At 62.7% G+C, this 25,321-nt stretch carries 20 protein-coding genes; 4 read left to right on the forward strand and 16 right to left on the reverse strand.

Annotated features, from left to right (window positions below; genetic code table 11):
- Together BQ8482_RS16870 and BQ8482_RS16875 are read left to right on the forward strand one after the other, a co-directional pair.
- Positions 1-219 carry a hypothetical protein gene (locus BQ8482_RS16870; protein WP_425294107.1) on the forward strand — a complete coding sequence of 73 codons (219 nt, stop codon included), beginning with the start codon at positions 1-3 and terminating at the stop codon, positions 217-219.
- 191 nt (positions 220-410) lie between these two features.
- Positions 411-650 (forward strand): hypothetical protein, encoded by a 240-nt coding sequence (locus BQ8482_RS16875; protein ID WP_123148684.1) that lies wholly within the window; start codon positions 411-413, stop codon positions 648-650.
- A 107-nt stretch (positions 651-757) separates the two neighbouring features.
- Here the strand turns inward: BQ8482_RS16875 and BQ8482_RS16880 are convergent, their stop codons facing one another.
- Positions 758-2,821 carry a BTAD domain-containing putative transcriptional regulator gene (locus BQ8482_RS16880; protein ID WP_123148685.1) on the reverse strand — a complete coding sequence of 688 codons (2,064 nt, stop codon included), beginning with the start codon at positions 2,819-2,821 and terminating at the stop codon, positions 758-760.
- A gap of 235 nt (positions 2,822-3,056) precedes the next feature.
- Here BQ8482_RS16880 and BQ8482_RS16885 point away from each other — a divergent pair, with 235 nt between their 5' ends.
- The gene (locus BQ8482_RS16885) at positions 3,057-4,145 is read left to right on the forward strand and encodes a PLP-dependent cysteine synthase family protein (RefSeq protein WP_123148686.1); all 1,089 of its coding nucleotides are present in this window, start codon (positions 3,057-3,059) and stop codon (positions 4,143-4,145) included.
- 20 nt (positions 4,146-4,165) lie between these two features.
- A complete protein-coding gene (locus tag BQ8482_RS16890) occupies positions 4,166-5,437 on the forward strand; it encodes an aminotransferase class I/II-fold pyridoxal phosphate-dependent enzyme (RefSeq protein WP_123148687.1) in 1,272 nt (423 codons plus the stop codon).
- A 438-nt stretch (positions 5,438-5,875) separates the two neighbouring features.
- Here the strand turns inward: BQ8482_RS16890 and BQ8482_RS16895 are convergent, their stop codons facing one another.
- The 15 genes from BQ8482_RS16895 to BQ8482_RS16970 all read right to left on the reverse strand — a co-directional run bounded on the left by BQ8482_RS16895 (position 5,876) and on the right by BQ8482_RS16970 (position 24,784).
- A complete protein-coding gene (locus BQ8482_RS16895) occupies positions 5,876-7,516 on the reverse strand; it encodes an ABC transporter substrate-binding protein (RefSeq protein ID WP_123148923.1) in 1,641 nt (546 codons plus the stop codon).
- A gap of 303 nt (positions 7,517-7,819) precedes the next feature.
- Positions 7,820-8,785 carry an alpha/beta hydrolase gene (locus BQ8482_RS16900; RefSeq protein ID WP_123148688.1) on the reverse strand — a complete coding sequence of 322 codons (966 nt, stop codon included), beginning with the start codon at positions 8,783-8,785 and terminating at the stop codon, positions 7,820-7,822.
- Between the two features lie 34 nt (positions 8,786-8,819).
- The gene (locus tag BQ8482_RS16905) at positions 8,820-9,500 is read right to left on the reverse strand and encodes an isochorismatase family protein (protein WP_123148689.1); all 681 of its coding nucleotides are present in this window, start codon (positions 9,498-9,500) and stop codon (positions 8,820-8,822) included.
- A 229-nt stretch (positions 9,501-9,729) separates the two neighbouring features.
- Positions 9,730-11,034 carry a M24 family metallopeptidase gene (locus BQ8482_RS16910; protein WP_123148690.1) on the reverse strand — a complete coding sequence of 435 codons (1,305 nt, stop codon included), beginning with the start codon at positions 11,032-11,034 and terminating at the stop codon, positions 9,730-9,732.
- A gap of 310 nt (positions 11,035-11,344) precedes the next feature.
- Positions 11,345-12,322, reverse strand: a complete 978-nt coding sequence (locus tag BQ8482_RS16920) for a GlxA family transcriptional regulator (protein WP_123148924.1) — start codon at positions 12,320-12,322, stop codon at positions 11,345-11,347.
- Positions 12,323-12,841: 519 nt separating this feature from the next.
- Entirely contained in the window at positions 12,842-14,086 is a 1,245-nt protein-coding gene (locus BQ8482_RS16925; protein WP_244602847.1) for a phosphatase PAP2 family protein, read from the reverse strand.
- Between the two features lie 742 nt (positions 14,087-14,828).
- Positions 14,829-16,079, reverse strand: a complete 1,251-nt coding sequence (locus BQ8482_RS16930) for an adenylate/guanylate cyclase domain-containing protein (RefSeq protein WP_244602848.1) — start codon at positions 16,077-16,079, stop codon at positions 14,829-14,831.
- A complete protein-coding gene (locus BQ8482_RS16935; protein WP_123148693.1) occupies positions 15,997-16,362 on the reverse strand; it encodes a response regulator in 366 nt (121 codons plus the stop codon). Before BQ8482_RS16935 ends, BQ8482_RS16930 begins: the two co-directional genes overlap by 83 nt.
- The gene (locus BQ8482_RS16940) at positions 16,359-18,944 is read right to left on the reverse strand and encodes a GAF domain-containing protein (protein ID WP_165848601.1); all 2,586 of its coding nucleotides are present in this window, start codon (positions 18,942-18,944) and stop codon (positions 16,359-16,361) included. Before BQ8482_RS16940 ends, BQ8482_RS16935 begins: the two co-directional genes overlap by 4 nt.
- A gap of 34 nt (positions 18,945-18,978) precedes the next feature.
- Positions 18,979-19,563 (reverse strand): SCO family protein, encoded by a 585-nt coding sequence (locus BQ8482_RS16945; RefSeq protein WP_123148695.1) that lies wholly within the window; start codon positions 19,561-19,563, stop codon positions 18,979-18,981.
- Positions 19,560-20,567 carry an ABC transporter substrate-binding protein gene (locus tag BQ8482_RS16950; RefSeq protein WP_165848602.1) on the reverse strand — a complete coding sequence of 336 codons (1,008 nt, stop codon included), beginning with the start codon at positions 20,565-20,567 and terminating at the stop codon, positions 19,560-19,562. Before BQ8482_RS16950 ends, BQ8482_RS16945 begins: the two co-directional genes overlap by 4 nt.
- Before the next feature lie 46 nt (positions 20,568-20,613).
- On the reverse strand, positions 20,614-21,627 hold the full coding sequence (locus BQ8482_RS16955; protein WP_123148697.1) for an ABC transporter substrate-binding protein: 1,014 nt from the start codon (positions 21,625-21,627) through the stop codon (positions 20,614-20,616).
- A gap of 43 nt (positions 21,628-21,670) precedes the next feature.
- Positions 21,671-22,639, reverse strand: a complete 969-nt coding sequence (locus BQ8482_RS16960; protein WP_244602849.1) for an ABC transporter substrate-binding protein — start codon at positions 22,637-22,639, stop codon at positions 21,671-21,673.
- Between the two features lie 76 nt (positions 22,640-22,715).
- Entirely contained in the window at positions 22,716-23,726 is a 1,011-nt protein-coding gene (locus BQ8482_RS16965) for an ABC transporter substrate-binding protein (protein WP_123148698.1), read from the reverse strand.
- Positions 23,727-23,776: 50 nt separating this feature from the next.
- On the reverse strand, positions 23,777-24,784 hold the full coding sequence (locus BQ8482_RS16970) for an ABC transporter substrate-binding protein (protein WP_123148699.1): 1,008 nt from the start codon (positions 24,782-24,784) through the stop codon (positions 23,777-23,779).
- Between the last annotated feature and the right edge of the window lie 537 nt (positions 24,785-25,321).

The following is a 25,321-nucleotide window of genomic DNA, read 5'->3' on the forward strand; positions in this document are numbered from 1 at the left end:
ATGTCCAGGACCCAGGTCGAGACGGCCCCGGCGGACCTTCAGCTGCTTTGCGCCGACGCGGTCGCCAAGGCGAGCGGCGCCGATAGCACCAAAATACTTCCGGTTTCATCGAGCAAGATCGATCTCAAAACCTATCAGGTCGAACTCGATGCCAGCGGCAAAAAGACGAGTTGCCTGGTGGATACGGACGGCAATGTCAAATCCGTTCAGCCCACCTGATCCGCTCTGGTCAAGGAATTTTGCGAGGATCTGACGATTGCCGCGAACCTGGCGCGGGTTTCGAGTCACGCCTGCCGGATTCGGTGAACGGACGCTCAGCGGCATCATCGTGATTGGCACGTCCGGGCATTAGCTGTACCATTCCTACGCCGGTCGTCGACGTGGCGTGTTCCGGCGAGGGAGAAACGTCCATGTTACGATCAATTTCGCTTGCGGTTTTCCTGGCGGTCATTCCTGCGACAGCCTTTGCAAATAAATGCCCGACCATCATGGCCGCGATCGATGCAGCGTTACCGACCGCGACGCTCGCCGAAGCCGATATGAACAAAGTCAAGGAACTGCGCGCCCAAGGCGAGAAATTGCACGCCGCCGGTGATCATGCAGGGTCGGAGGCTGCCCTCAACCAAGCCAAGACGATGCTCGGCATATAGCTGCGACTAACGCGGCTTCGCGATTGCGGGGCTTTTGTCGGTTGTCGGCCGGCGAGGGTCGCGGTCTTGACCGGTTAAAGCACTGTCAGGCCAGGGCTGGGGTTGGATCACCCCAGCCCGATGCGCTTGGCGCCTTGCCGGAACAGGGCCGTGGCGTCCGGCTCGAAGCGGAAGGTGCCGATGAAATCGTCGGCGCAGTAGTTCGGCAGAGTCTTGCGGATGGCGGCCGCGAAAGTGCGGGCCTCGTCAAGCCGTCCCGCCAGCGCGAGGCAGTGGGCGGCGATCGCCAGGATGATGGCATGGGCGTTGGGACGGGCGGCTGCCTTCAGCGCCCATTCGGCGGCCTCGTTGAACTGGCCGAGCCGGACATGCGCCATCGCCCTGGCGCCGAGCATGCCGAACAGCAGCGGATCGAACGGGCTCAGATGCCGCGAATGGTCGGATGAACCGATCGCGGCATTTGGATCGCCCGACTGCGAGTGCACAAACGAAAGCGCGTAGTGACCGAGCGCAAAGTTGGGGCTGAGGTCCACGGCCCGTTCCAGCTCGATCAGAGAGCCGTCCTGCTCACCGCGCAGCCACAGCGCCCGGCCCATGGCCCAGTGGGCGGCCGGATTGTGATCGTCGACCAAAAGACTTTGGCCGGCGGCCTCGAAGGCTAGCGCACTTTCCTGGTCGCGGTCCCCCCAGCGCTGAAAGGCGTTCTGCCAATGGGTGAAGGATAGGCCGGCATAGGCGCGGGCGAAGGTCGGATCCAGCTTCAAGGCCATGTCGAAGAAATGCCGAGCCTGTTCGTTTTCCGTGCGGGTGAAGCGATACATGTGCCAGAGACCGCGGTGATAAGCCTCCCAGGCATTCAGCGAGTTGGGCGCTTTAAGCATGGCGCGGTTGCGCTCAACCATCTCGATCTCGGCTGAGATCGACGAGACGATGCTATTGCCGATATCGTCAAGGACGGCAAAGATATCGTCGGGCTTGCGTTCGAACGTCTCGGCCCAGACGATCCTGGCCGTGCGGACCTCTACAAGTTCCACGCTGACCACGACGCGGCCCGCCTGGCTGCGCACCGTGCCAGTGGCGACATAGTCGACGTTGAGCCGCCGGCCGGCATCTTCCGGCGCGATGTTTTTTTCCGACAGCGCAAAGACCGAGCCGCGCGCGATGACGAAGAAATCCCTGAGCTTGGCCAAACGGGTGATGATGTCGTGGGTGAGGCCGTCGGCCAATCCACCGCGAGAGGGGCCACCGCGAGAGAGGCCGCCGCGAGGGTCGACAGCCGCCTCCTCGACAAACGGCATTATCGCGAGCGAGGTCTTGCACGATGCAGCAACACCGGAATCGGGCAGCACAATTTCCGCTTGCGGGACCACGGGCAAGAGTGCCGGTCGCGCCCAGAGCGTCGCGGCAGGTCGTTCGCTGCGGATCGTCCGCCATGCCTCACGAACGGGTTCGAAATCCAGATCCTCCGAGGCAAACAGTTGCGCCGCGGAAGCGAGATGTTCCTCGCACGCGGCGATCTGGCCGCGCTGCGCCAGCCTTGTCAGAAGAGCCAGATGCGCACGCTCGTCGAACGGAGCGAGTTCCACCCATTTCTCCAGATGCGCGGACATTTCGTCGGCATCCGCCGGGAGCTTGCTGACGAGATGTTCCAGGATGGCGGCATGCCAGGCGCTGAAGCGGCGGCGCTGAGCGATCAGCCAGCTGTTGAAATGCGGGCTGCGGTCGATCTCCAGCCCGTCGAGGAAATCGCCAACGAACATTCCGGACAGGGCCTGCAGCCGCTGCAGATCGAGCGTCTCGATGCCCTTGGCGGTGGCCGAGGCGATGTCAACGGCGTCAACGCAAACGCCTTCTAGATCAAGGGCGATCGTGTCGCCTGATGTTTCGATCCTATGGCGATCCGGTTCGTCGAGAATGCCCCTGAGCTTGCTAAGGCACCAGCGAAGCTCGCTCCGCGGGTCATTCGGCACATCCCACAGCAGCTCGCACAGGCGGCTGCGGCCGACGGCATGCGGCGCGAGCGCCAGATAGGCGAAGAGCGCGCGCACCTTGCGCGATGCCGGCAGCTGCACTGTGGCGCCGTCGCGGATGATCGTCAGCGGTCCGAGCAGCCGCACGGACAGCCCGGCCGTTGCGCCGTTCAGGCTCGATCGAGCGGATTCCACGTGCATTTCCACGCTTGCTCCCACGCTGGCCAGTTGTCCTCTGTTCTACCATCGAAAGCGATAGAGTGCATCCGGCAACGAATTTCCGCGCCGGCTGCTGGCATCGCCCTTTTCCGGGCCACATGCCGGCAAAGCAACCGTACTGCGGCAAGGTCTCGAAACCTCGCCGCCCAAGCCGCCGGTTTGTAACCGGCTCGTGACAACAACAACTCGTGACAACAACAAAAAGAGGAGAGCAGACATGTTGCAACGACAGAAAATCAGAACCACGGCCGGGCGCGGCCGCCTGTTCGACAGCATTATCGACACGGTCGGCGATACGCCGGTGATCAGGGTCAACAATCTCGGCCCCGATCATGTGACGATCTATGTGAAGGCCGAGTTCTTCAATCCGGCGGCGTCGGTGAAAGACCGGCTGGCGCTCAACATCATCGAGGAGGGCGAGCGCAGCGGCGCCTTGAAGCCGGGCCAGACCGTCGTCGAGGCGACCAGCGGCAACACCGGCATCGGGCTGGCCATGGTCTGCGCGCAGAAGGGTTATCCGCTGGTGGTGACGATGGCCGACAGTTTCTCCATCGAGCGCCGCAAGCTGATGCGCATGCTGGGCGCCAAGGTGGTGCTGACGCCGCGCGCCCAGAAGGGTTTTGGCATGTACAACAAGGCGGTGGAACTCGCCGAGGCCAATGGCTGGTTCCTGGCCCGCCAGTTCGAGACCAAAGCCAATGCCGCCATTCACGAGGCGACGACGGCGCGCGAGATCATCAACGACTTCGCCGGATCGCGGCTCGACTGCTTCGTCACCGGCTATGGAACCGGCGGCACCGTCGTCGGTGTCGGGCGCGTGCTGCGCCGGGAGCGTCCGGAGATCCGGATCGTGCTGGCCGAGCCGGCCAATGCCCAGCTCATCGGCAGCGGCAAGGCGCAGGAGCGCGGCGCCGACGGCGCACCCGCCGCCAGCCATCCGGCCTTCGAGCCGCACCCGATCCAGGGCTGGACGCCGGATTTCATTCCGGACGTGCTGCAGGAGGCGGTCGACGCCAGCCTCTATGACGAGGTGGTGCCGATTGCCGGGCCGGAGGGCATCAAATGGGCCAAGGCGCTGGCGCAAAAGGAAGGGATTTTCACCGGCATTTCCGGCGGAGCCAGTTTTGCGGTGGCGCGCCAGATCGCCGAAAGAGCCACACCCGGCTCGGTGATCCTGTGCATGCTTCCCGACACCGGCGAACGCTACATGACGACGCCGCTGTTCGACGGCATCGAAGCCGAGATGGACGCCGAGGAGATCGCGCTGTCGCGCTCGACGCCAGGCTGCCAGTACCCGGCCGAGTAGCGGGAGAGGGAGAAACCACCATGGACGCGACGTCAAGATCCTCCGGCATGGCTTTCGAAGAAACGCTCGACATGCGCCGCCTGCAGCAGGGGGAGTGCGTCGTGCCAATCGCCACCGTGTCCAGCCGGATGCTCGCCGTCACCGAGGAAATGCGCACGGTCATGGATTTTGCGCGAAACGTCCTGGAGGGCGACGGCCTGGGGCCCGATGCCTGCGATTTCATGTTCGGCAATCCGCAGGAAACGCCGTTGCGTGGATTTGTCGATGCATTGATCCGCCACGTCGAGCCACAGGATGTTCACTGGTTCGGTTATAAAAAGTACGATGCGCTGGCGCGCGAAACGGTGGCCCGTTCGCTCAGCCAGGCGCGAAGCCGGAACTACAAGCCAGACGACATTGCGATCACCGCGGGAGGGTTCGGCGCGATAGCGGCTGCGCTGCTCGCCGTGCTCGAGGTGGGAGAGGAGGTCATCTATCCGCGTCCCGGCTGGTTCGCCTATGGTGCCCAGATTCGCGGCGCGGCAGGGACACCCGTCGCCGTCGACCTAGCACCGGGAACCTATGACCTCGATCTCGAAAGGATTGAGGCAGCGATCACCCCGCGCACCCGCGTGGTGGTGGTCAACACGCCGCACAACCCGACCGGCCGCATCTTTCCCCGCGCTCAACTCGACGCGCTCGCCGACAAGCTCGCGGCCGCGTCCGAAAGATTTGGCAAGGTGATTTATCTCCTTGCCGACGAGCCCTATGCGCGACTGGTGTTTGACGGCCATGCGCATATCAGTCCGGCCGAGAGCTACCCGCACACGCTGATCGCCTATTCCTTCGGCAAGACCTTGCTCGCGCCCGGCGAGCGCCTGGGCTGGCTCGCACTCGGGGCGGACATGCCCGAGGCCGATCGCATACTGTTGCGCGAGGCTGTCGACATAGCGCAGGTTTCGCACGGTTGGGCTTTCGCCGGCCGTACCCTGCAGCGGGCACTGCCTGATCTCGAGAAGCTCAGCATAGATGTCGCAGCCCTCGCGCGGCGCCGCGATCGCATGGTCGAAGGCTTGAGGGCAGCGGGATACGACCTGCCGGTGCCTGAAGGTACCTTCTATCTCATTCCACGCTCCCCAATACCGGACGACATGGCCTTCGCGGCACGCCTCGCAACTGACGGTGTCTGGGTGCTGCCCGGCAGCGTCGCCCAATTGCCTGGACGTCTGCGGATCAGTTTGACTGCAAACGACGGCATGGTGGAGCGCTCTTTGCCCGTCTTTGCGCGAGCGATCCGGGAAGTCGCAGCCTAACTCCTGGCGAGCAGGAGCTCACACAAGGGCTTCTGGTCCATCGCTTGAGCGATGGCTGGCGGCCGTTGCAATCGACTGCTGAATGCCAAATTGCGTGTGGCGATCAACAATCACCGCACCCGGCGCGAGGATCCGGACCTGCTGGTGCGGGAATCGGTGCGCCTCGGACAGGAGATTTCAAAATCGGGCGCCGCTCGCTGATCCGTGTGGCGCGATGATCGTCAATGCTCCGAGATTGGGGGGAAAGCGGCTTCATTCCAGCTTGGGTTCCTCGCCCCCACGAGAGTGGGGGAGAGGTGGCTCGGCGAAGCCGAGACGGAGAGGGGGGAACCGCGCTCTACGAAAGCCCCCTCTCCGGCCGCTTCGCGGCCACCTCTCCCCCGCTTCGCGTGGGCGAGGAACCCAGGTCTTGAGAGGCTGGAGGGACGGCACCCGCTATCACGCCTCGAGCCAAACCTTGTCGAAATGCTGCTCCAGCGACTGGTGCTGCTCGCAGCCATGCACGCCCTTGCGGAACGTCCGGTAAACCGAGCGCCAATAGGGCTGGATGATGATGCCGGAGTCGCGCAGGTTCTGCTCGATCTTGGCCATGATCTCGCGGCGCTCGCCGGCGTCGGGTGTGGCCAGCGCCTTGTCGAGCAAGGCGTCGAACTCCGGATTGGCATAAGCGGCCTCGTTCCAGGCAGCACCCGATCTGTAGGCCAGCGCCAGCACCTGGACGCCCAGCGGCCGGCCGAGCCACTCGGTGCAGGAGAAGGGATATTTGCTCCAGTCGTTCCAGAACGTCGCCGCCGGCAGCACGGTGCGTTTGACCTTCAGCCCGGCGTCGCGCATCTGCGCGGCGATAGCGTCGCCGGTGTTCTTCTGCCAGTCGACATCGACGGAGATCAGGTCGTATTCGTGGTCGGACTTGCCGGCCTCGGCAAGCAGCGCCTTGGCTTCGTCGACGTCGCGGACGGCCGGCCCGATATCGGCGTATTCGGTATGCATCGGCCCAACATGGTGGTTCTCGGCCGGCTTGCCCCTGTCGTCCATGCCGATCTTCAGGATCGCGGCATTGTCGACGGCGAGCTGGGCGGCCCGCCGCACCCTGACGTCGTCATAGGGCGGATTGCCGACGTTGAAACGCGCGACGATGGTCGAGCCGGTTGCAAGTTCCGAATTGCTCAGATCCATGGCATCGGTTTGCGAAACCGTATCGGCGGCGGTTTCGTGGTTGGTGTCGATCTCGCCCGATTCAAATGCCGAAAACATCGCATTGGGATCGGAGCCGTAGTCGACCCATTGGATGCCGTCGAGCCAGAAGTCGCCTTTCCACCACGGCTTGTCCTTGCGGCGGACCTCGGCGCCGACTTCGGCGTCCCATGCCACCAGCTCGCAAGGTCCCGTGGTGATCGCCAGCGCCTTCAGCGGATCGCCGTCGCCATCGTAGCTGCGATGCATGATCAGCGCCGGATAGTCGGTCATGCCGGCAATCAGCGAAATGTCGGGCTTCGGCAGATTGAGCCGGACGGTAAAGTCGTCGACGCGCTCGATGCCGCCGTCGATGGGTTTCTTGGTGGCGGCGTCGACCAGCGCCCCCATGCGCTCGGCGACCGAATTGCCGGCAACGCTCGCATCGCACCAGCGCGTCAGATTGTGGACGACATCGTCGGCATTGAAGGTGTCGCCGTTCGACCAGGTGATGCCCTTGCGGACATGCAGCGTCAGCACGCGGGCGTCGTCGCTGGTCTCCCAGCTCTCGAGCAGCCACGGCTCGAAGGTGAAATCGCGGTTCCAGCGCACCAGATACTCGTTGCACTGGCGGGCGACGTTGGACATTTCGACGCCATCGAAGGTGCGCGGGTCCTTCCAGCCCTTGACGTTCATGGCGACGCGCAAGACGCCGCCGCGCTTCGGCTCCTGCGCCCGGGCCGGGGAGGGCGCGAGGCCGCCAAGCGCCAGCGCGCCGGCGGCGCTGACGCCAAGTGCTGCCATGGTAGCGAGATATTCGCGCCGGTTCATGCCGCCTTTTTTGAAGCCGGCGGCGACGGGCTCGGCCTGCGGATGCAACGCTCTGTCGGTCAACATGAACTTCATCGTCGAATCCTCCCTGTCGGCGCCCGGCCGACCGCGTCGCGGGGGCGGATGCGGCCGCCGGGCGCCTTTGGCCATGGGCAATGATAGTGCGGGTTTTAGCGGGGAAGTGTTCGGGTTTCCGCAGTTGTTGTGCGCTGTTCCGCAGAGGTGGAGTGGGGTGCTTGTAAGGCCCCCTCATCCGGCCCTTCGGGCCACCTTCTCCCCGGCGGGGAGAAGAGGCTGGCACCGGCGTGGGCGATCTCTTCTCCCCTCGGGGAGAAGGTGGCCGCGAAGCGGCCGGATGAGGGGGCCTTCGCGGGTTCCCTACAACCAGTCGCCCTTGCCGAGCGTGGCGATGGCGGCGACGATGCGGGTGAACGCTTCGCCGGCCCGCGGCACGGTTTTGCGGGCGCGCAGGAAACTGTGCACGAGGCGCTGCTCCTCGTACCACCAGGCGCGGCCGCCGGCGGCAAGGATGCGGTCGCGATAGGCCTCGCCGTCCGATGACAGCGGATCGCATTGCGCTGTGACGATGACCGTCGGCGGCAGGCCGGAGAAGTCGCTGTCGTGCAGCGGCAGGAAGGTCGGGTCGTCCGGCGACTGTGCCTTGCCGGAGCGGACCTGGCGATAGAATTCGATGTCGCTGAGGGTGAGCAGCGGCGCCTCGGCGTGCTCAACATAGGAGCCGGCGCTCTCGTCACCGCCCAGCTCGGGGTAGACCAGCACCTGGCCAATTGCGGCGCGAGGATGTCGGCGCGCCGCGTGCGCCACCCCTGCGGCAAGATTGCCGCCGGCGCTCTCGCCGCACAGCACAACCGGCAGCCCGCTTGTCGCCGCCCATTCGAACACCGCCAGCGCATCGTCGAAGGCGGCCGGATGCAGATGTTCGGGCGCCAGCCGGTAGTCGGCGGATAAGACCGCAAAGCCGGTGCCGGCACAGATCTCGGCGCAGATGTCGTCATGGCTGTCGAGCCCGCCAAGCACAAAGCCGCCACCGTGATAATAGACGACCATCGCTTGCGGCGCCTTGCCTGCCAGCTGGTAGTGCCGGATCGCGACCGCATGGCCGCCGGCAACAACCGTGCCGTCGCTTGCTTCGACACCTGCGGGAGTGCCTTCGTGGAATGCCCGGCACATCGCGTCATAGACCGCCCGCTGCTTGTCGACCGGCAGATCCATTTCGGGCGGATACCATGCGTTGACCCGGTCGATATAGGTCCACAGCGCCGGGTCGAGCAGCGTCGCGTATTTTTCCCGTTTTGTTTCGGGCTGATCGACAGTCGTGGCCATCCTTCCGGACCCTTGTTTCTGGACCCTGGAAGCGTCAGAGTTCGTCGTATAGCCGGGCGGCGTTTTCATAGGTGAAGCGCAAAGGCACCGAGCCCACGACCTGCCATGCATCGACCGTCTCGCCTGCCATCAGCCGGCAGGCGCCGTCGGTGGTGGTGACGGCGCCGCCATAGAGCCGGTTGGCAAGGTTGAGGATGGCGGTCTGGTGCATTGCCGTGCTGCCGCTGCCGCACGCATCCTTGACCAGCAGCACCCGAAAGCCTGATGACACCGCATCCCTGACGGTGGCGTCGATGCAGGCCTCGGTCCATACGCCGGCAACGACCAGCCACTCGATCCCTTCGGCCTTGAGCCGGCCGGCGGCAGGGCCCGCACCGAAGGCGCTGGCCTCGGTCTTGACCAGCATCATCTCGCCGGCGACCGGCGCCACTTCCGGACAGATCGCCGTCAGCGGATCGTCCTTGTCGGAGAAAGCCGACCTGCCATTCGCATCGACCGGATGGAACCGCCGCGCCTCCCTGGTGAGATCGACGATATAGGCCGAATGGTAGAGCAGCACATCGTTGGCCCGCGCCGCCGCCTGCAGGCGCTGGACGTTGGCGAGGATGTCGGCGAAACCTTCGACCAGATAGCGCTTGTCCTGCCGATGCTCCTCCTGGAGGTCGACGAACACCGCGGCAGCCGTGCCGCGTTTGATGGAAATGTGCGTTTTCATGCGACCGCGCCTGCCTTCCCGGCCAACGCTGTTCCTTTCGGTGGGCTACCGCAAGCCGTGGAGATTGGCTGACGCCTAGCCAGCTTCGTCATCCCAGGGCGAAGCAGGAGCGAAGCTCCGTCGCGGAGACCCTGGGATGACGAAGCGAAGGGTGTTTGCGACAGTCGCCAAAGCGTGCGACCGGTCAAACGCATCCGGCTATCAAAACTTCTGTGCGAGGGAACGAGCGTCAAACTTGTTTCTCCAGAAAATCGTCCTCATAGGGAAAGCGCGACAGAAGTTCGGTGCCGGTCTCCGTGACCAGGATCTCGTCCTCGAGCTTGACACCCTCGCGGCCGCCTTTCTCGCCGATATAGCTCTCGACGCTGACCACCATGCCGGGCACGACAAAACCGTCACGGCCGTAGGTCTCGTAGTCCATGGCGTGCGCGATGAACGGCGTCTCGCCGTGCATGCCGACGCCGTGCATGACAGACGTATAGCGCTGGTCGACGAAGCGGTCCGGGATCTTCCAGGCCTTTTCGGCAATCTCGCGAAACGCCATGCCCGGCTTCACGATCGAGATGTTGTGCTGAACCTGGTCGTGGGCCATGCGGTAAAGCGATTTCTGATAATCCGTCGGCTTGCCCGGGCCGCAGCGGAAGGTGCGCGAGAAGTCCGAATAATAGCCGTAGCAGCCGATCGTATCGGTATCCAACGCCAAAAGTTCGCCCGGCCTGATCTTGCGGCCGCTGGCTTCGTTGAACCATGGGTTGGTGCGCTGGCCCGAGGTCAAGAGCCGGGTTTCGATGAACTCGCCGCCTTGCCGGATCACCTCGTGATACATGATGGCGAACAGATCGTTTTCGGAAACGCCGGGCCTGATCGCCTCGCGCACCGCATAGACGGCGGCCTCGGCGCCGGCCATCGACACCTGCAGGCACTTTACTTCTTCGGGCGTCTTGACCGCCCGGACGGCGAGGATCTCGCCCTGGCAATCCCGGACCTCGCAGCCGCGCTTCTCCAGCGCCAGCGCCTGCAGATGGCCGCAGCGGTCGAGGCCGAGCTTCATCGAGCCGCCGCCATGCGCCTTGAGCAGTTCGGCGATTTCGTCGGCGAAGGGACCCGCGGTTTCGTCGTCGCGGCCCGACACCGAAGACCACACCAGCTTGGACGGCCGCGCCTCGTCGATCGTGTCGAGCACCATCGAGACATGATAGCTCTGCGGATATTCGAACAGCACGATCGGCCCTTCGGTCGGGATGAAGAAGTAGCGGGTCGAGTTGCGTAGGAAATAACCGAACATGTTGCGCGAGCCGGTGGCGTAGCGCTGGTTATAGGGATCGAACAGCACGACGGCGCCATAACCGGCCTCGCGCATCCAGTCGCGCAGCTTCGCCAGCCGCCCCTTGCGCAGCGCGTCCGCATCGATGAAGGACGGCTCGGTGTCGGACAGCCACATGCCGCCGGCCGGATCGGCCGCCGCCGGGTGGCGCATGCGGTCTTTGAAGTCGACGTCCTCAGTGCTGTCGGGGTCGAACACGACAATGCTCATGGGGTGCCTCCTGAAGCGGGGAAGATGACCCAGGCGTCGTTCAGAGGCTGTGCGGGATACCGCAGATGTTGTGCGGGATGCCGCAGAGGCGCTGGAGGGACAGCACCCCCCTCTGGCCTGCCGGCCATCTCCCCCGCAAGGGACCCGCAAGGGGGGAGATCGGCAGCTTCGCGTGCTATGCCTCTTCTTCGACGTCCGAGATTGGCGAAACGGGGGCAACAGCCAATCTCCCCCCCTTGCGGGGGAGATGTCCGGCAGGACAGAGGGGGTGGGAAGGAACTCGGCAAGGCGCGCCTAGTGCGACCACGCCCTAATGCCTGCGCGCCACCTTCGGCGCATGGCCATGCTCCTCCCGAAATGCCCGGGCAAAGCTCGACATCGAAGCAAAACCGCAGGCGAGCGCCACGTCGCGCACCATCAGCGTCGAATGCGCCAGGAGGTCGGCGGCGCGTTTCAGCCGCAGGCGGCGGTAATAGCCGTTGGGCGAGATGCTGAGCTCGGAGCGGAAGTTTCGTTCGAGCTTGTCGGAGGAGACGCCGAGCTTTTCCGCCAGATCCGCCATGCCGAGCCGCTCCTCCACCGCATCCTCCATGATGGCGATGGCCGACAGCACCAGTTCGTTCTGGACGCCGGTGCGTAAACGCAGCGGCATCAGCTTGCGGTCGACGCTGGAGCGCAGCGGGCTGTGCACGAACCATTCGGCGACGCCGGCCGCGAGTTCGGCGCCAAAATCGTTGGTGATGATCTCCAGCATCATGTCGAGGCTGCCGACGCCGCCGGCCGAGGTGAAGCGCTTGCGGTCGATGACGTAGAGATCGCGCCTCAACTCGATGTCCGGAAACGCCTCGGTGAACGCCGCCTGGCTCGTCCAGTGCAAGGTGCAGGCATGGCCGTCGAGCAGGCCGGCCCGGGCCAGAAAGAAGGCAGCATCCGCCACCGCGCCGATATGAGCGCCGCCGCGCAGGCTCCTGCGGATCCAGATCACCGCGTCGTCGGCGACGAGATGGTCGGCGTCGCCGCCCGAGCAGACGACGATGCGGTCGACCTTCGGCGCATCGCCGGCAAAAAAGCCGGGCTGGATGACGACGCCGTTCGAGGCCTCGACCGGGCCTGCGGCGGCGCCGACGATGATCCAGCGGTAGCAGTCCCGCTTTGCCAGCACATTGGCGGCACGCAGCGGCTCGATCACCGAGCTGAACGCCATCATCGGAAAGCCGGGGAAGACCAGCACCGCGAAGGTGAGCGGAGTGTCGGCTGCCATCGGTTGGTCTCGCTCTCGAGTGGTCATGACTTCAACCGGCCTGTCGGCAATTGCAGGGAAGGCCACAATTCCGCCGGATGCCACTCAGGTCAACGGACGGTGGTGGGTCAGTTTGAAAATTCCACCGCGCCTAGTGGTTAAAACCTGACGCTTGGTACTCGAAACGGAATACCATTTTGACCCCGAGGCGACCTATGTCTTGCGTGTAGCGAATGGCCGGGTCATTCCGACCGACTTGACCGCCTACCACATGCGGATATTGCTGATGCCACGCTGAGGTCGCGGTTGCGCCACCTGCAGACGTTTGCGCCGGACGCAGCCAATGTCACGAGTCGACTCCGAAGCGGATCTATGGATCGGGGCGTAGGGGAACGGCAACTTGGAAGCCTTGTTGCGTCTCAGGTCCACAAAGCGTCAGAAGATTAAGGCGCGTGGGGCCCGCAACTTTCTGATACGTGGCGAACAAAGTTCCGTTCTACCCTTGGCCTCGACCGGCGATCGGCAAAGAAGGTTCCGAACGGGTCGAGCAGGTGTCCTCTCCTTCCGCTAGTCTGCTCCGTCCTTTCTCGCCCGCTCGATGAATTTCTCCGCGACCGCTTTGCCGAGTGCGGCACCGGCCTTGTTGTCCATCTCGTAGTGGATGCCGGCCCAGACGCGCGAATCGCCGGCCTCTTTGCCAACCTTGCGGATGAATTCCGCATGGCTGGGAAACAGGTATGCCAGGACCTCGCATCGAGCAGTTGAAAGAGTGGAGTGGTTGGACGGATAACTGGGATGGGCCGGCACCGCAAACAGGGGAGTGATGCTCGGATCAAGCATGTGGGGGCGCAGGTACCAATAAGCGTACTTCCCGTCGTTGCTTGCAATGTAGGCGTCGTAGTAGACCGTTGCGAGCATCGCGTAAGCCCGCGCGGCGCGCGGCGGGTTCGTATCCGTCTTGTCCTCGAACATCCACTTGCTGGCATAGTCGTACCAGTCGGTGAACAGGCCGGATGGGCTTTGCCAGTAGAACGCTTTGTAGCTGTTAGGGAATTTTCGTTCAAACTGCCGGATTGCATCCATCTCGGCCTTTACGGCCGGGGACTGGCAGTCGGGCGGCGCTGGCGGCCTGAATTCATCGGGTGCTGCCAGCACGATCGGCTTCCAGTTTGGCATGGTTACATTGGCGGGTTTGTTCCCGACCCACATGCACGGCCCGGTCGGAACAGTACCGGCCCACGCTGCATCGGAGCCATCGGCCTTTGCCCGCGCAATCACCTGCTCTGCGACCCTCCGCCCTAACTCCAGGCCGGCGGAAGAATCGCTTGGGAACTGGACGCCGGCAAGGACACGCGACTGAGCCGCTTCTTCGGCCATTGCCTTGAACGACGATGTTTCTTCGGGAAAAAAATAAGAAAGAACAGTCGCGGCAGCTCCGGCGGCTGCGGCATGCTCGGATGGATAGGAGGGACTCCGCGGCGGCGGCAGCGCAGTCGCCAGTGTCGCATCCGCCTCGCTCGGGCGCGGGCGATTGTAGAAGTACTTTGCATCCCACGCGGCGATGGTGGCGTCGTACATCGCCATCGTCAAATAGGTATAGACGCGGTGCGCGTTGGGAATCTGCCGGCCTTCGAGAAGGCGGTCGTTGACCAGGTCGATCCATCGATAGCCAGGCGAGCCGGCATCCCAGAACGTGATCTTCGCGGCGACCTGCGCATCGTTCTTTGCGATAATATCTCGGAGCCGCTCCAGCTCGGCTGTGGAAGTATCCGGTGGGGGCGGGACTCGAAAGTCCTCGCCCGACGTGATCACCCACGTCTTCCACGTTCCAGCCTTTGGCTCTATCAGATCCGATTGGGCGAAAGCACAGTTCCCTGACAAAAGGACCACTGCGCAAGCCTTGCATAAGGCGCTGAGCATGTTTTGCCTCCCATGGTTGGTCCCCGGCCCAAAGACGGGCGCTTTTCTGGTTCTACAGCTGCTCCGTCCTAATTTTAGCGATCGCTGATTATAGCGCCGGACACCGCCGGGCAAAAGGATCAAATATGCGAATAGGGCAGCGTTGTTGGTGACCGCTTTCTTTCTGACTTGAGGCCCGATTGCCGCTGTGTCAGCGGCATGAAAATCCCGCGCAAAGTCGATGTTTGATGGCTTCTGCCGCAGGGCAACGTCAGCTTCCCAGCCCTTCGAGACGTTCCGGTTTGATTGCGGGAACGTCCGCGCTAGGGTCAGTTAGAGACTTCAATCCCACCTGATTGAATGTCTGCCATCGTTTTTTGATGCCCGAAGCTGCCAGTCCGCTTTCGGCCCTAGGCTGCCGAGCAGCAATGCGCCGCATCTCCACCATAGAGGCAACCTTTGCCTCCGCCCGGAAGCGGACATCGCGGGTGACAATGCTGGAGGTCATGGTCGCGCCATAGGGCTGCCATTAGGTTGTTACTCGCGGAACGACCGCTTTCTCCCCGTTGCGGCGATTTCGAGATCGGTCGATGACGGGGATGCTTTGTGCCGACGGTTCGACGGGCCGTATCGTCCAAAAGAGACCGGAGTGCGTCTAACGTGAGCTTGGCCGACCGATCCACCGTACGATTTCATAGGCAGGCATCGGGCGGCGAAAACCCTTCAGCGTCAGTTCGCCAACAAGAACGGATTCGACCAGCGACTCGACAGCGCCGAGGACCCGTTGGCTAACGAGAATCTGGCGGGACTTGGCGGCCTCGCACAATCGGGCGGCATGGTTCGACACAGTGCCAATGACGGCATAGTCCGAGCGCCGATCAAAACCGATGCGCCCGATGGTTGCGTGGCCCCTGGCAATGCCAATCCCAAAGCCAAGCAAATAGTCCCGCTTGCGCCATCGCTCTGAGTGCCCGTCAATCGCGTCGCGCATCGCAGCAGCCATTGAGACAGCTCTCTCGCTGTGGTCGGCGCATGGCAGTGGATCGTTGAAAACCACGACGATACCGTCGCCCACGAACCGCTCGAGAGTCCCCTCGTGGCGGACAATTTGTTCACCAAGACAGGAATGATACTCGGCAAGAACTGTCATGACTTCTTCGGGTTCGGCGGTCTCCGCGAAGGCTGTAAAGCCGCGCAAATCGCAAAAGACAACGGTCACTTCTCGACGGTGGCTCTGCAAGAGCGCATCTCCATTGCCCGCCGCAACGATGAGGTCGGCGACCTGTTCGGGCAGGAACCGCCTAAGCCGCGCCATTCGCTCGAGCTCCGTCACCTGCTCAGCCACGGTTTGCTCGAGCGAGCGATTCCAGTCGGAAAGTTGCGTGGCTTGGTCCTCAAGGCGTTTGGCTTGGCTCGCGACAGTGTCGTGAAGCGCCTTCTGGCGCAGCATCGAGCGCACCCGCGCTAACAGCGCCCTGTGCTCGAAGGGCTTAGTCAGATAGTCGTCGCCACCGGCGTCCAGCCCCTCGACCACGTCGCGCGTGTCGGCTTTCGCGGTGACCAGAATAACGGGGATCGATCGCAGCGATTGATCGTGCTTGAGCATGCGTACCACACTGATGCCGTCGAGCTTCGGCATCATGATGTCGAGCAGGATCAGATCCGGCGTGAGTTCGCGGGCTTTCGCAAGCCCCTCTTCACCGTCGGCGGCGGTTGCAACTTCGTAGCCATTCGCCTCGAGGCGCATGCGCAGGATCTCGAGGTTTTCCGGAGTATCGTCGACCGCGAGAATGCGAGGCGGATCGTGCACGGCGCTGCCTCCCTCAAGAAAGGAACCCGCGAATCTCGGAAAGCAGCTGGCGCGGACTGAATGGCTTGGCAATGTAACCATCGCACCCAGCAGCAAGGGCTTTCGCCTCGTCGCCCGACAACGCGTAGGAGGTGACGGCGATAATCGGAATGTGCCGGAGCGCCGGGTCGGCCTTGATGCGGCGAGCGGCTTCGTACCCGTCAATCACCGGGAGCTGAATGTCCATAAGGATCAGGTCTGGCTTGTGCGCTCCGGCTGCAGCGATGCCGGCGGCGCCGTCCGCCGCCTCGATCAATTCGTATTCGGTGGTGGCAATGAGATCGCGGATGATCTGGCGGTTGTCCTCGGTGTCTTCCACCATCAGGATTCGTTTGCTCATGCGGCCCTCACGTCCTCATTCACCCGGATTGGTACCTTCAGACGGAATGTCGACCCTGACCCGATCACGGACTCGACGTCTATGGTTCCGCCATGCATTTCGACGATGCGCTTCGAGATCGCCAGGCCAAGACCCGTACCGCCCTTCTGCCTAGTACTGCTGTTGTCGACCTGCTGGAATTCTTCGAAGATGAGAGCCTGGTCCTTGGACGCGATGCCGGGACCGGTGTCTCGGACGGTCACCTCGAAGTGCCCGTCGACCGCATCGGCAAGAATGTCGACCGCACCCGTTTCGGTGAACTTGACGGCATTGCCTGCAAGGTTGAGCAGGACCTGCGTCAAACGGCGTTCGTCCCCACGGCCGATTGGAAGGTTCTCGGCAACAGTCGTCGAAAGCTCAAGACCCTTCGCTCGTGCCAGCGGCTCGACAGCCGTCACGGTCGATCGAACAATCTGCCCGACGGAGTAGTCCTCGATCGCCAGCGTGAGCTGGCCGGCCTCGATCTTGGAAAGGTCGAGTACGTCGTTGATGAGCCCGAGGAGGTGACGGCCGTTTGCCTGCACGCGCGCGACGGTCGTCTTTGCCTTGTCCGGGAGTTCGCCGTAGATGCCGTCGACCAGCAGTTCTGTGAAGCCCAAGACCGAATTGAGCGGTGTCCTGAGCTCGTGGCTCATATTCGCGAGGAACTGGGACTTGTGGCGGCTGGCTGCCTCCAGCTCCCGGCCTTTCTCCTCGATCTCGCGGAACAGCTTGGCATTCTGGATCGCGAGCACCGATTGGGCTGCGAAGGTCTCCAGCAGGTGGACAACTTGCTCATCGAAGGCACCTGGCTTGTGGCGCCTGACGACCAGTGCACCGACGATCTTGTTGGGCCTCAGCAGCGGAACGATCAGGATACCGCGATATCCGGCGTCGACGATCGTCTTTCTTACAAGGAAGGATGAGGTCTCCTCGCTGAGGTCGGGAAACTGCACCGGCGTGCAGCGCCCGGGCGCGTCGCCGATCCCCATGTCGGCCAGCCCGATCGTCTGGTGCGAGACTGCGGCGATAAGCTCATCGCTCATACCGAAGTTTGCGCGCGGACGGAATTGCTGCCGCGTGCTGCTGAACACGTAGATGGTGCCAGCATCCGTTTCCGACAACTGGACCGCCTTGGCAACGATCGTCTTCAGCACCGTGTCGAGATCCAGCGTCGAATTGACCGCCTTGCTCACCTCACCAAGAGCCTCGAGCTCACCAACAGACGCGGCAAGCTCGCGAGTCCGTGACTGCACCTCCTCGAAGAGCCGCGCATTCTCGATGGCGATCACGGCCTGGTCGGCGAATGTCTCGACGAGGGCGATCTCCTTGGGATTGAAAGGTTGCGGCTCAACCCTCGTCATGACGAATACGCCAACGAGATCACCTTCCCGCAACAGCGGGGCAGCGAGGACGGTGCGGAAGCCGCCTGCCTCGGCGATCAAGGCAACGCGGTAGTCCGGATCAGCCGTCACGTCTTCGATTTGGACGATCCGCCGTTCTTCGATTACGCGCCCTACGGCGGAGCCTCGGCCTGCGGCAAGGGCCGGAGTTGGATTGGCGTCCACATAAGCACGGAAACTGGGCGGGTAGCCATGCGCCGACACATAGCGGAATACGCCATCCAGCGACTGCACGATACCACCCTTGTCGGCACGGCAGAGCCTGATAGCCGATTCCACCAACGTATCGAGCACGACCTGCAGATCGAAGGTCGAGCGGCTGATGACCTTCAGAACGTCTGCAGTAGCTGTCTGCTGCTGAAGAGCTTCATCGAGCTGCTGGGTGCGCGTCTCAATCTCCCGATACAGGCGGCCCAGCTGCTCGGATGTCTGGTTGACATTGTCCGCAAGCGCTCCCAGCTCGTCCCGGTTGGCGACGGCAACCTGTTGGGCGAAGTCGCCGGCCGCTATCTGGCTGAGACGCGTCTCGATCTTCTTGACCGGTTCGATCAATGACCAGGAGATGATGTAGCCGAGCCCCAACGCCAGCAGGATGCTGCCCACCGCAAACGAGGCCACGATCAGTCTGGACGTGCCGTACGCACCCTCGGTCGTTTCGATGGCCGCCACCATGTCGGCTTCGGCCATGTTGACCAGCTGGTTTGTCAGCCGCTCAAGGCGATCAGCCGACGGTATGATTTTATCGAGCTGAACCTTGCGCGCCTCCTCAGTGCGGCCGGCGCGGACGAGCTCTGCCACGTGCGTCACCCCATCTGTAAGCCGTTCGTACTCTTGCCGGACCTGACCGAGCACTTCCGCCTCACTCTCGGCGACGAACTCCATGCGGTCGAGGTCGTAGCCGAACTGGTTGAGCTGGCGCAGCGCCGCATCCAGCATCCGGTCGTCCTGAAGCAAAAGGGCGGTGGAGATGCCGTAGAGCTGGGTGGTCGTATCGTGCTGGACCTGGTGATAGGCTGCTATCCGGCGCTGCAGCTTGATCAGCTCGTTTGTTTGATCATTGACCCCACTCAGCACCTGCAACCCGACTGCCCCGAGCACGATCAGCAGGCCGACGATCGACAGAAACGCGATCAAGAGCTTGGTCTGGACGCGTGCCGGCAACCGGGCAACCCAGCCAACGAGCCGGTTCGTTATGCTATTTGGATTCGTCCAAGAGGCTGAGAAGGTCACCCCGAAACTCCTCCAGGTCGAACCGGACGCCAAGATACTGTACGCGCAAGATGCCATCGGGGTCTACGAGCGACGTCAACAAGGTATGGTCGACATCGCCGTTCGCCGCCTTCTTCGCGATGACCCCGTATTTCCGTCCAACCTCATGGACAATCGCCGGATCACCGGTAAGAAACGACCAGCCCTTCAGATCGGCGCCAAAATTCTGCGCATATTCCTTCAAAACATCGGGCGTATCGCGCTCCGGGTCGACGGTGATCGAAACGAAGGCGATTTTAGGTCCGAACGCACTACCCAACTTTTCCCGCACGCTGGCCATATGGGCAGTCAGCATGGGGCAGACGTCGGTACAGTACGTATAGATAAATGAGACGGCGACCACCTTGCCGCGAAAGTCGTGCAGCGACACTCGCACACCGTCCTGCGATACCAAGGTAAAGTCCGGCGCCTGTCCGATCGTCGGCAGGCGCTCGTCGTGCGGCGCGTCGTGCGCGTGTGCCGGCCCGGCCATCAGCGCCAGCAGCAAGATGCGCGCCGGCCACTCGCTCACGTTTTCATCTCGCGCTTGACCTCGTTGAAAAGGCGCCAATCCGTGCCGTTCGCGATGATCTCGTTTGGGCTCGACTTGACAATCCCGGCTTCATGCAGCCGCAGCGAGAAGAACCTCATCGTGTCCTCGGGATCGAAGTCACGCCAATTAGAGTATGGGAGCTCGCGGAGCGACTGCACGGCGTAGTCGTACTGTTCGGTGTGTCCGCCATCCACCAGGAGGCGTGCCACCCGTTCCGGTTCGGCCGCGCAGATGTCGGCCGATTTGATGACAGCCCGGATGACGCGCTTGGTGGCAGCTGGATTTTTCTCGGCATAGGAGGCGTTGACCGCCAGCATGCAGCAGTAATATTGCGACCACGGCCGGTCCTTGGAACTGTCGAGGATGACGTGACCGACTTTGCGGGCGCGGAGGTCTTTAGCCTCAGGCGGAAAAGCCAGGAAGGCGTCGACCTTGCCCTCGGCGAAGAGCTCCGCCGGCTTTGCTTCGCCGACGATCCATTCGATGTCGCGTTGCGGATCGAGGCCGACATGGGTCGCCATCGCACTGACGAAGATATGCGGATCCGACGACAGATTGCCGCCGACGCCGACTTTGCGGCCCTTGAGATCCGCGATGCTCTTGATGTCCTCGCGTCCGAACAACTCGTAGCAGCCGACATGTACTCCGGAGATCACCTTGATCGGGGCGCCAGTGTCGACCGGAATGATTAGGGCCGTGGCAAAGTCTATGCCGAAATCGATGTCGCCGCGCGCCAGCATCTCGGTCTGGGCGATACCGGCGTCGGCGGCCACGAAGCCAAAATCCGAGAACCCCTCTGCGCGGATCAGATCCTCGGCGACGTACTGCGGAGCGATGCAGATACCCGGCGCCGCCGCAAAGCGGGCGACCGTGGTTTCAGGTGCCGCTTCGGCGGCGGACGCGTTGCGGCCCCTTGCAAGACCCGCACCTGCGAGCGCGGACAGGCCTGTGAGGAAACGGCGACGGTTCTGGACAATCTGCACGAGTCTCTCCTTCCCCTGAAAAAGGCACCGCGTGTCGGCGATAGGTCTACGTCTTCAGCTCACGCTTGAGCTCGTCGAGAAAGCGCCAGTAAGTTCCTTCGGTGATGATCGTTTGCGGGCCCGGCTTGACGATGCCCGTCTCCTGCATGCGAAGGGCGTAGAAGCGGATCGTATCCTCCGCATCGTATTCCCGCCATTTGTCAAAGCGCGCATCGGTCATCGCCTGCAGCGCGTAGTTGTAGCTGCTAGCGAAGCGCTTTTCGACCACGACTCTGGCCACTTGCTCTGGATCAGACACACAGAGGTCGACGGCCTTCAGCATGGCGCGCAGCACGCGCTTCGTCGCCACTGGATACCTTTGAACAAAATCCGAAGTTCCAGAGAGCATGCAACAGAAGTATTGCGACCACGGGCGGTCGATGCTCGTGTTTAGAATCACATGGCCCAGTTTCCTGACACGCATTTCCTGCGGTTGGGGTGGTCCAGCGAGAAATGCATCAATCTTGCCGGCGGCAAACATTTCCACTGGGTTGAAGTTCGGGGTGGCAATCCAGTTGATGTCGTTGTTCGGATCAAGCCCGACGCTTGCCGTCATGATCACCAGGAGCATGTGGGGAGCCCCAAAAATTGCATCGACGCCGACGCGCTTGCCCTTAAGGTCCTTAACGCTGCGGATGCTGTCATTCGCGAACAGTTCGAGGCAGCCTGCATGCATGCCAGCCAGTACCGTGATAGGCACGCCGTTGGCGATCGAGCGGATATGTGCGGGCGGGAAGTTCCAATCGAAATCCAGTTCGTTATTCGCTATCCAGTCCGCGGAATCCGGGCCCGTGCCCGATGTTACGAACTGTACGTCCATGATGCCTTCGGCGCGCAGCAGCTCCTCCGAAACGTACATGGCCGCCTGGCAATCTGAGACATTGGGGAACGCGGGCAAACGGACGCTGGTGACTTCGGGCGGCGCCTCGGCCTGCGCTCGTGTCGTCGTGCCGATAAGTCCCGCGGCGCCTACGGCCGCAGCGCCGGCCAGGAAATGACGGCGGTTCTGGATGATCTGCATTAGCCTCTCCTTCCCTGATGGGGCACGGCGTGTCGGCGATTGCCTACGTCTTCAACTCGTTCTTCAGTTCGTTGAGGAAACGCCAGTCGGTGCCCTGGGCCAGGAGCTTCTGGGGGGTGCTCTTAAGCATCCCGACCTCGCGGAGGCGCAGGGCGTAGAAGCGCAGGGTGTCCTCAGCGCTATACTCACGCCAACCGTAGGGGATCGCCTTCATGACCTGGAGGGCAGGGTCATAGCGCTTGGTATAGCCCTGCTCGACCAAGAACTGGGCGGACTGCTCGGGCTCGCTGGCGCAGAAATCCGCCGCTTTCAAGATAGCGCGGAGGGCGCGTTTGGTGGCCACCGGATTCGTGCGGACGAACTCCCGGTTCCCAGCCAGCATGCAGCAGAAGTATTGCGACCAGGGCCGGTCCACGGTGCTGCTAATCACCACATGGCCGATCTGCTGCTCCCGCATCTCCTGCGGTTCGGGGGGAAAGCCCAGGTAGGCATCGATCTTCCCCTCACTTAGGAGCCGGATGGACTCGGGTCCGGGATGCGTGACGAAGTTTATGTCCTTGCGGAGGTCCAGGCCCACATACGCCGTCATAGCGGCGAGAAAGACGTATCGGCTGGAATCCAGCGACGGCACGGCCACGGTCTTCCCCCTGAGGTCGCGGATCGCCTGGACGCGATCGGTCCCGAACAGCTCAAAGCAGCCGACGTGGAGTCCTGCCAGGATGACGATCGGATCCCCCGCCTCCAGGTGGAGAAGGAGCGGGGCGGCGAAATGCGCACTGAGGTCGGCTTCACCGGAGGCGAGGGCCGGCGCGATGTCTGCGGTTCCCCTTTTTTGGAGGTAGTGCACCTCGGTGAATCCTTCGCTGCGCAGCAGTTCTTCGGCAACATACTGGGGGGCCTGACAGATGCTGGGAATCCTGACGAGCCGGATCCGCGTCGTCTCAGGTGGTGGCTCCGCAGCGGCTCGCCCGGTGTGCCAGCCCAGTAGCCCTGCCGTCCCCGCCAGCGTCATCCCACGCAGGAACCTCCGTCGGCTGAACCGTCCAGGGTATAGCGTATGCATGGGAACCTCCCGTGGTGGCGATTACCTATGTCTTCAACTCTCGCTTCAGCGCGTCGAGGAAGCGCCAGTCCGTCCCGCTCGAGATTATCTCTTGCGGGCTCGACTTGATCATGCCCGTTTCGTACATGCGCAGCGCGTAGAAGCGCATCGAGGCTTCGGCATCGAAATCCCGCCATCTGTCGTACCGGATGTCGGCAAGCGTTTGCAGCGCGAGTTCGTAGCTGGGGACGAAACCTCGATCGACCATCTGCCCTGCAGTCCACGAGGGATCTGAGACACAGAGGTCGGCGCCCTTGAGAATGGCCCTGAGCACGCGCTTCGTCGCCACCGGATATCTGTCGACATAATCCGCAGTCGCGGAAATCATGCAGCAGAAATGCTGCGACCAGGGCGGGTCGGTGGTCGAGTTGAGGATCGTGTGGCCTACTTTCCTGGAGCGAAGTTCCTGCGTGCGGGGCGGTTGGCCGAGCACCGCATCGTACTTTCCTTCGACGAAGCCTTCCGCAAAATTGTGCTCTTCGATGACCCATTTGATGTCGTTGACGGGATCGAGCCCAACATAGGCGGCCATCAGAGAAACCAACACGTATTGCGGCGAATCAAGCGTAAAGACCCCAACCCGCTTTCCCCGCAGATCCGAGATGCCCTTGACGCTGTCGTTGGCGATCAGTTCGAGGCACCCGGAGTGCAGTCCGCTTAGTACCCTGATCGGCACTCCTGCATCGATCGATGCCAAATGAATCGGCACGTAGTTCACACTGAAATCCGTCTCGCCCTTTGCGATCCATGCCGAATGATCAACCTTCTTGTCGCCTTGCACATAGCGGACATCGGTGAACCCCTCGGCGCGCAGCATCTCTCCGGCGAGGTACAGGCCCGCCCAGCAATAGGCGCCGCCGATGTACCGCGGCAGGCGGACCGAGGTGGTCTCCGGCAGCGGTTCGGCCCAGGCTTGTGTCGAGGTGCCGATAAGGCCCGCGGCGCTGGCGGCCGCAGCGCCGGCCAGAAAATGACGGCGGTTCTGGATGTTCTGCATGGGTTCCTCCTTCCCAAAAAAAGGCACAGCGAGCCAGCTAAGCTGCTCACTCAGGTCTTGAGCTCGCGCTTGAGCTCTTTGAGGAAGCGGAAATCCGTTCCGTTGGCGATGATCTGTTGCGGGCTCGACCTGATCATGCCCGTTTCCTGCATCCGCAGCGCATAAAAGCGTATGGAATCCTGAGCATCGTAGTCGCGCCACTTGTCATGCCCGGTCTCTCTCAGGGTTCCGAGGGCATCGTCATAGTTCGGCACGAAGCCCTGAGCGATCAGTTCTTGCGCAGCCAATTCAGGGTTGGAGGCGCAGAGGTCGGCGGCCGTGAGTATGGCCTTGAGGACGCGCTTCGTCGTGGCCGGATGCTTGTTCACATAGTCGGCGTTGCCGGCGACCATGCAGCAGAAGTACTGCGACCATGGGCGATCGACTTCGTTGCTGACCACTGTGTGGCCGATTTTCTTGGCGCGCAGCATCAGCGGCTCGGGCATGGCGGAGAGGACCGCGTCCACCTCGTTGTCCATGAAGGACTGGATCGGATTGCGGCTCTCGACCCAGTTGATATCGTTGGCGGGGTCGAGCCCAACGTAGTTGGCCATGAGGCTCACCAGGATTTGCGGGTGCGAGCCGATATTGCCGACCCCCACTCGCTTGCCTCTCAAGTCCGTAACGCGCTGAACGCTGTCGTTGGCGATCAGTTCGAAGCATCCCGTATGCACGCCGGTGAGTATCTTGATGGGCACGCCGGCTTCGATCAGGCTGATGTGCATCGAAGGCATGTTCATGTCGAAGTCCGTGTCGCCCCGGGCGAGCCATTGCGAATTGTCCACGGTATGGTCGACTTCCACGTAGCGAACATCGGTGAGGCCGTCGGCGCGCATCAGTTCTCCGGCGAGGTAGACGGCCCCCCAGCAATAGGCGGCATTGTTCCAGCGCCCGAGACGGACGGTTGTCGTCTCCGGGGGCGGTTCAGCTGCATTGGACGGGCGAACCTTAAGAAGCCCCGCTCCGCCTGCCGCGGAGAGACCGACCAAGAAGGTGCGGCGATTTTGAATGATCTGCATCGGAACGCTCCTCTCTTCCGAATTGCAAAAGGCAATTCTGGCCGGAACCGAGCAAAAAGAGGTCTCAGCAGAGGCAGATGGTCTCGTGAGCGCGACGAGTAGCCGTGGATTCGAGCGCGCCCAGTCTGATGCGGGAGTCTTGCGCTCTCAGTCGCCGGCTCATGTATTAGCAACCGACGATATGCCACGATACCCCCAATTTGCGTTGGTTGCGAGCGCAAAACTTACTCCGCCAAACGTCCGCCAGCGCCTCACTGTCAGGGAGACCGTTTGCGCGGTTGCGAATGGCCACTTCGAGTTTACTTGCGGCCGTTCCGAGTGATCGACACAAAGGTCTGCCTCGGGTCCAGCTCACGACGATGCCCACGCCGACCTGAATGTCCGCCCTTGAAGATCCGCAGCCTGAAGCTGCCAGTTTGCTGTCGGCCCCACACAGGTCGTTCCATAACAGCGGCTTTAAGGACCGCTCCTGGCGCACACGCGCCGTCGGAGAGCTGGTGAGTTAGGTCTCCTTCCCACCCTGAGCGGGCTAACGGC

The organism is Mesorhizobium delmotii (assembly GCF_900149755.1).
In the GTDB taxonomy this organism is placed as follows: Bacteria; Pseudomonadota; Alphaproteobacteria; order Rhizobiales; family Rhizobiaceae; genus Mesorhizobium; species Mesorhizobium delmotii.